7 protein-coding genes and 1 tRNA gene are annotated in these 6000 nt (G+C 43.3%); all 8 read right to left on the bottom strand.

Annotated features, from left to right (window positions below; translation table 11 throughout):
- Window positions 1-117 precede the first annotated feature (117 nt).
- Window positions 118-193, bottom strand: a tRNA-Thr gene (locus tag DEF30_RS07075).
- A 67-nt stretch (window positions 194-260) separates the two neighbouring features.
- Window positions 261-887 carry an RNA polymerase sporulation sigma factor SigH gene (gene sigH, locus DEF30_RS07070; protein ID WP_294097643.1) on the bottom strand — a complete coding sequence of 209 codons (627 nt, stop codon included), beginning with the start codon at window positions 885-887 and terminating at the stop codon, window positions 261-263.
- Window positions 888-978: 91 nt separating this feature from the next.
- On the bottom strand, window positions 979-1479 hold the full coding sequence (locus DEF30_RS07065; RefSeq protein WP_294097641.1) for an NYN domain-containing protein: 501 nt from the start codon (window positions 1477-1479) through the stop codon (window positions 979-981).
- 74 nt (window positions 1480-1553) lie between these two features.
- Window positions 1554-2396 carry a 23S rRNA (guanosine(2251)-2'-O)-methyltransferase RlmB gene (gene rlmB, locus DEF30_RS07060; protein ID WP_074913084.1) on the bottom strand — a complete coding sequence of 281 codons (843 nt, stop codon included), beginning with the start codon at window positions 2394-2396 and terminating at the stop codon, window positions 1554-1556.
- A complete protein-coding gene (locus tag DEF30_RS07055) occupies window positions 2380-2811 on the bottom strand; it encodes a ribonuclease III domain-containing protein (RefSeq protein ID WP_294097637.1) in 432 nt (143 codons plus the stop codon). The genes rlmB and DEF30_RS07055 overlap by 17 nt, the downstream gene beginning before the upstream one ends.
- Window positions 2812-2924: 113 nt before the next feature.
- A complete protein-coding gene (rpsD, locus tag DEF30_RS07050; protein ID WP_294097635.1) occupies window positions 2925-3518 on the bottom strand; it encodes a 30S ribosomal protein S4 in 594 nt (197 codons plus the stop codon).
- Between the two features lie 149 nt (window positions 3519-3667).
- Entirely contained in the window at window positions 3668-4756 is a 1089-nt protein-coding gene (locus DEF30_RS07045; protein ID WP_294097633.1) for an FAD:protein FMN transferase, read from the bottom strand.
- Window positions 4757-4917: 161 nt separating this feature from the next.
- On the bottom strand, window positions 4918-5991 hold the full coding sequence (locus tag DEF30_RS07040) for a hypothetical protein (RefSeq protein ID WP_294097632.1): 1074 nt from the start codon (window positions 5989-5991) through the stop codon (window positions 4918-4920).
- Window positions 5992-6000: the final 9 nt, after the last annotated feature.

The raw sequence follows: 6000 nt of genomic DNA, 5'->3' as shown, positions 1-6000 counted from the left end.
TGCCATGTTTCTTTCCTCCTTAAATGAATAAGCATTACCTTATTATTATAATACGTTTTTTCTATCATGACTAGCCCCTACAACGGAGCCTGGTGTTTCATGTATAAAAAGAATAAATGGAGCCCATAAGCGGAATCGAACCGCTGACCTCCACCTTACCAAGGTGACGCTCTACCGACTGAGCTATATGGGCATTTCTCTCACCTCATCAATATTACTAAAAAGGCTCGATTCTGTCAATACTATTTTCCAGAAAAATCTCAGGAAGTGCTTTCCATCAGGTTTTTAGAGAGTTTTTTCCGTATTCTCTGGATGGCATTGTCAATGGCTTTCTCTTCTTTCTCAAGGACTTTTGCAATCCGCACATAACTGACCCCTTGGAGATAAAGTCTCAAAACTTTATACTCAAACTCTGATAGAGATCTCTCGATTTCTTTATTGATTTCAATGGTCTTCTCCACATCAATGAATAAAGACTCCGGATCCTCCACTTTTTCAGTGATGAACGTATCCTGGAAATTTCTGTCCGTTTCTTCCTGGAATAGTGGTTTATTGAGGGATACATAGGTATTGAGGGGAATATGTTTCTGCCTGGAAGCCGCTTTCAGGGCAGTCATAATCTGCCTCGTTACACAGATGTCCATAAATGTTTTAAAAGAAGCCTGTTTGCTGTCGCTGTAGTCCTGAATTGCTTCATAAAGACCAATGAGCCCTTCCTGCATGATATCCTCCACTTCTCCGCCTACCAAAAAGTATGCTCTGGATTTGTTTCTCACATAAGGAAGGTATTTGGCCGTAATGAACTCCGAAGCTCTCTTATCACCATTTTGGGCGAGGTAAACAATCTCTTCATCGGATAAGCTTTTGTACTTTTTATCGTCCAACATCAAAGCGTTCCCTCCCGTTAAATCAAGCAAACAATTGCCATCACTTGAATTTACTAAGATTATTAATCAAAAACGGCTAAAAGTCAAGCTTTCAGCCGTTTCTACGCAATTTTTCCAGTTTTTCTCTGGATTCCTCATCCATATGATCGAAAAGCTTCATGCCTTTCCGGTCAGAAAGAGCTTCTGTCTTCTCACTGATATGCTTTTCCGCCGCTTCAAAAGACACTCTGAACTCCATGGAACTCATTCTCTGAGCCCCTCTCCCAAAAATAATCTGTTGCTCCAGATTGTCTGATGTAACCACCAGCACTTCTACTTTTCTACCCAGTTCATCCACTGCCCGTTCAATATAAGCATCTGCAGTTTCTTTATCTTTCGTGTAGACCACCTCGATGGGCGCCCGATACTCTTTATGCTGGCTGTTGCCTGAAACCCGGTGGGCATCAAACACAATGGTCACCTTCGCACCATAGAAGCTCGCATAATTGATCATATACTCCACGAGTTTGTCCCTGGCCGCCCCTAGATCCAGGTCTTTGAGATCAGACCAGGCATTGATCACATTGTAACCGTCAATAAATACCCTTTTCATCTATTCCATCACCTTGAAGCATCTGCCAGCATAGTTTCTGCCACCGCTTACTCCATCCCCCGTTATTGAAAGCATTAGAGTCTGGACTTCATCACTTCGTACATCAGTATCCCTGCTGCCACAGAAGCATTCAGTGAGTTCACTTTCCCCACCATAGGGATACTCACAATACCGTCACATTTCTCACGAACCAGTCTGGATAAACCCTTTCCTTCATTTCCGATGACCAGCCCTACACCACCAGAAAAATTCGTTTCATGACTTCTGGAATCGCCATTCATATCTGCTCCATACACAAAAACGCCTTCTTCCTTGAGTTCATCTATCACTCTAGCGATATTTGTCACCTTGGAAATGGCCATGTGGTTCACCGCACCAGCAGAAGTCTTGAACACTGTGCTGTTGACGCCCACACTTCTTCTTTTCGGAATGATCACACCGTGAACACCACAAAGCTCCGCAGTTCTGATGATGGATCCCAGGTTGTGAGGATCTTCTATCTCATCCAAGATCATCACAAATGGCTTTTCACCCTTTTCCTTCGCAATGGCAAGAATATCCGCAACTTCCACATATCTGTAGGGTGTGATGTAAGCGACTACTCCCTGATGCTGTGGTGTATTGGCCACTGTATCCAGCTTTCTTCGATCCACTTCTATGACAGGAATGCCTCTTTCTTTTGCGATGGACATGATTTTTATGATAGAACCCTGGTTATCCCCCTTGGACACCAGTATCTTCTCCACTGTAATTTTACTGTCGAACGCTTCGAGAATAGGATTTCTTCCTTCAATAACATTCTCATTGATTTCCTTTTCTTCTCGCACTTCTCTCTGAGGACGTTCTTTCTTTGTTCGTTTTGCCTGCTCTTTTTCATATTCAAAAGCAATTCTTCTCTTATTATCTTTTTTCGTCATAAGATTCTCCTCTTTCAATGACTTCAAAGGAATACATGATGATTTCCTCGAGTCTTTCTTTTTTCCCTGTAAGATACAAATACCCAATCAGCGCTTCAAAACCGCTGGCTCTTTTATAATCCAGAACATCCGCATTCTTTGGGACGGTATGGGACTTTGTATTTCTTCCTCTTTTATATATATAATGCTCTTCTTCAGACAGCTGCGTTTCCAGCTGTGTAATGATCCTGCTTTGGCTTGCAGCCTTCACATACTGGATGGCTTCTATATGAAGATCTCGCGGCAGCATGGTCGGATGTGTCAGAATCAGCTTTTCCCGCACATAGTTTTCATAAATGCTGTCTCCAATGAATGCCAGTGACAAAGGATTATAATTTCGTGCTCCAGCATCCGTTAGAGGCATTTGCTGCATCATGCGTTCTCCCATAATATCGTTCCTAGCTCCTTTATAAATGATCCACAATTTCACAAATGAATTCATGGTAGAAAAAAAGGGCCTGAATTGTATCAGACCCCTTGTGATGCCGATTACTTAGAGTAGTACTCAACGATCAACTGTTCATTGATTTCGATTGGCAGTTCTTCTCTTTGTGGTTCTCTAACCAGAGTCGCCTTAAAGTTCTCTACATCCTTTGAGATATATCCCAGTGGTGAAGCAGAAAGGTTGTTGAAGTTTTCAACAAACATTTCAGTCTTTCTGGACTTCTCTCTCAGCTCAACAACGTCTCCTACGCTAAGACCATAGGAAGGGATGTCGATCTTCTTTCCATTAACCAGGAAATGTCCGTGGCTAACCATCTGTCTTGCCTGTCTGATAGAAGAAGCAAAGCCCATTCTATAAGCCATATTGTCCAGTCTCTTCTCCAAAAGGTTCAGAAGCATTGCACCTGTCTGCTCCTTGCTCTTCATCGCCTTATCTACGTATCTGACGAACTGCTTCTCAAGCACGCCATAATAAGTTCTAAGTCTCTGCTTCTCAAGCAGCTGAACGCCATACTCAGACAGCTTCTTGTCTGCTCTGGATGTTCCTCTCTTTGCTCTGTTCATTGCCTTTGGGTGACCTACAACATTCAGACCGAGTCTTCTTGCTGTCTTAAAACGTGGTCCCATCATTTTTGCCATTTGTGTTTACCTCCAAAAATTTAAATACTTTGCCGCGGTATTTTGTATCTTTTGGATATGCCATACAATATTCTACTCGTTTTATCTCTAAAAGTAAAGAGATAAATTCAGTTATTTTTACTGAAACTCAAGGTGAAACTACTTCTCTGTTAATCCGCACCAGAAGCGCCACCACTTTTCAGCATGGATGAGAAGCCCTCAGATAAGATGATCTCATTGTCATGGGTGACCCACAGCGCATGAGCACCTTCAATCTGTGAAAGCATCTCCTTTCCTTCTTCCAGACTGGAAAGGAATAAAGTAGTGGACATAAAGTCCGCAAGACCAGAATCTTCCATAACCACCGTCACCGCCTTGAACTGTGTTCCAGGCATCAGAGTCGCCGCATCAATCAGATGATGATACTTTTTGCCGTCCACCACATAGAATCTCTGGTAATCACCTGAAGTGACCACTGCAATGTTATTGGCGAAAACTGTATCCAGGCTGGCAGCTCCAGTGAAAATATTCTCATCAGGATTTTGGATGCCGATGCCCCATCTGTCTCTGACTCCATCTAATGGTTTGTCCAGAGCTTTCACATTGCCGCCTGCGCTGATGATTAGGCTTGTGAAGCCTTTTTCCCGCATCTTGTCCGCAACGTACTCTGCAGAATATCCTTTTGCCACAGCGCCTACATCCAGACTCATGAGGGGATCCTCCAGATACACAGTACCTGCCGCTTCATCAATAATCACCTTTTCGATGTCGGTATGTGCATTTTTCTCCTCTAGAAGGTCCATTGGCGGAAGTTCCGCCTGGTTTGGATCAAACTCCGCTGCTTCGCGGTACTCGCTCCACACTCGAAGCACAGCTCCCATGGCAATGTTTGCTTTGCCGTTGGTTTTTCCATACCACTCCTTGGAAAACTTCAGGAGATCAATGATGGTCTGATCCACCTTCACCGGTTCTTTTCCCGCATGGTCATTGATGGTCTTCAGATTGTTGACACCCTCATAGGTATTGTAGATGTCGAACAGCTCATGAAGTCTTTTAAACTCTTCCTTGATCTCTGTAAAATAAGTATCAAACTCTTCCTGGGTATCGGTATACCCTATGACTGTGGTCACTGTGTCAAAATACTCAAAAAAAGTATCTTGATATTTGGTCTTCACTTCTTCCTTCGGTGCTGTCTGACATCCAGTGATGATGACGGATGCAAGAAGAAGCGAGGAGATGATTTTCATAAATTTCTTCATAGAAACCTCCCGGTATCTTTCAGTTTGTATAGAGTTACATTTACCGGAAAATTATACCATAGAGGGGTGAATTTTCCCGAATGATTTCCTTAAATATTTTTTCAAAATATCTACCATAAAAAAAACTCCTCCAGCAACTGGAGGAGTTTTAAGTGTTCTAATTATCTAGCGTTCTTACCAGCTTTATCAAGAGCTGCCAGGTATCCGTTAACCTTGATGGTTACAGAAGATGTAAGATCTTCGGAAGTTGGTACGTTCTCAGCCAGTTCCATTCCTGTTACATCAGCAACAGTCTTGCCAACCATGTATTCGGAAAGGGACAGAGCCTGCTCAAACCATTCCTTGCCAATGCCTGAAGCACCCTTCATGCCATAAGCATCTCCAAGTTCAGCCTTAGACTTCACTTCAGCTGCCTTGTCGCTTGCTACCTTACCATCCTTGTCAAACTCAACCTTAGTCTGAGCAACGTCGATTACTGTACCAGCAATGACTCCGTCAGCCTTAAGAGCTGTAGCTACAACAGTGGTGTCAACCTGAGCAACTGCCATTGTTTCGCCTTCCATGGACTTGGACTTCGCGATGGAAGTAACAATTCCAAGACCAACCTTTTCAGCGCCTTCAACTTCAACAGCGTTAGCATAAGCTTCTTCAAGAGCGGAAATGTATCCACCAAGCTTGATTGTTACAGAAGATGTAAGTTCTTCGTTTGTTGTAACGTCATCAACCAGTTCAAGAGCCTTAACTTCTTCAACGGTCTTGCCGATCATCCAAGCACCGAATGCTTCGATCTGCTCGTTCCATTCTTTGCCAATTCCTGAAGCACCCTTCATGCCATAAGCATCTCCAAGTTCAAGCTTGGACTTGCCTTCAACAGCTGTGTCAGATGTAAGCTTCATTTCTCCGTCAAAACCAACCTTATCCTGTGCTGTATCGATTGTAACGCTAACGATTTTGCCGTCTTTGTCAAAACCAGCAGCAACGATAACTGAATCTACCTGACCGGTAGCAGCTCCATCAGTAAGATCCTTGGACTTACCAATGCTTGTCTTGATTCCAAGACCTAACTTAACGATTGCACCTGCTTCTTCAGCTGGTTCTTCTTCGCCTGGCTCTTCAGCTGGTGTTTCAACTGGAGTCTCTGCTGGTGTTTCAGCTGGTTCCTCAGTTTTAGCGCAACCTGCGAATACAGATAGTGCAAGTACAGATGATAAGACTAATGCAAATATTTTTTTCATGTTTCCCCT

It is taken from the genome of Proteiniclasticum sp., assembly GCF_003514505.1.
In the GTDB taxonomy this organism is placed as follows: Bacteria; Bacillota; Clostridia; order Clostridiales; family Clostridiaceae; genus Proteiniclasticum.
The sequence above is the reverse complement of the archived record's forward strand: the minus strand, read 5'-3'. Positions and strand labels throughout refer to the sequence as shown.

Coding starts and splice junctions, on each gene's coding strand:
- sigH (WP_294097643.1), bottom strand. CDS start 887: ATGTTGGACGATAAAAAGTACAAAAGCTTATCCGATGAAGAGATTGTT.
- DEF30_RS07065 (WP_294097641.1), bottom strand. CDS start 1,479: ATGAAAAGGGTATTTATTGACGGTTACAATGTGATCAATGCCTGGTCT.
- rlmB (WP_074913084.1), bottom strand. CDS start 2,396: ATGACGAAAAAAGATAATAAGAGAAGAATTGCTTTTGAATATGAAAAA.
- DEF30_RS07055 (WP_294097637.1), bottom strand. CDS start 2,811: ATGATGCAGCAAATGCCTCTAACGGATGCTGGAGCACGAAATTATAAT.
- rpsD (WP_294097635.1), bottom strand. CDS start 3,518: ATGGCAAAAATGATGGGACCACGTTTTAAGACAGCAAGAAGACTCGGT.
- DEF30_RS07045 (WP_294097633.1), bottom strand. CDS start 4,756: ATGAAGAAATTTATGAAAATCATCTCCTCGCTTCTTCTTGCATCCGTC.
- DEF30_RS07040 (WP_294097632.1), bottom strand. CDS start 5,991: ATGAAAAAAATATTTGCATTAGTCTTATCATCTGTACTTGCACTATCT.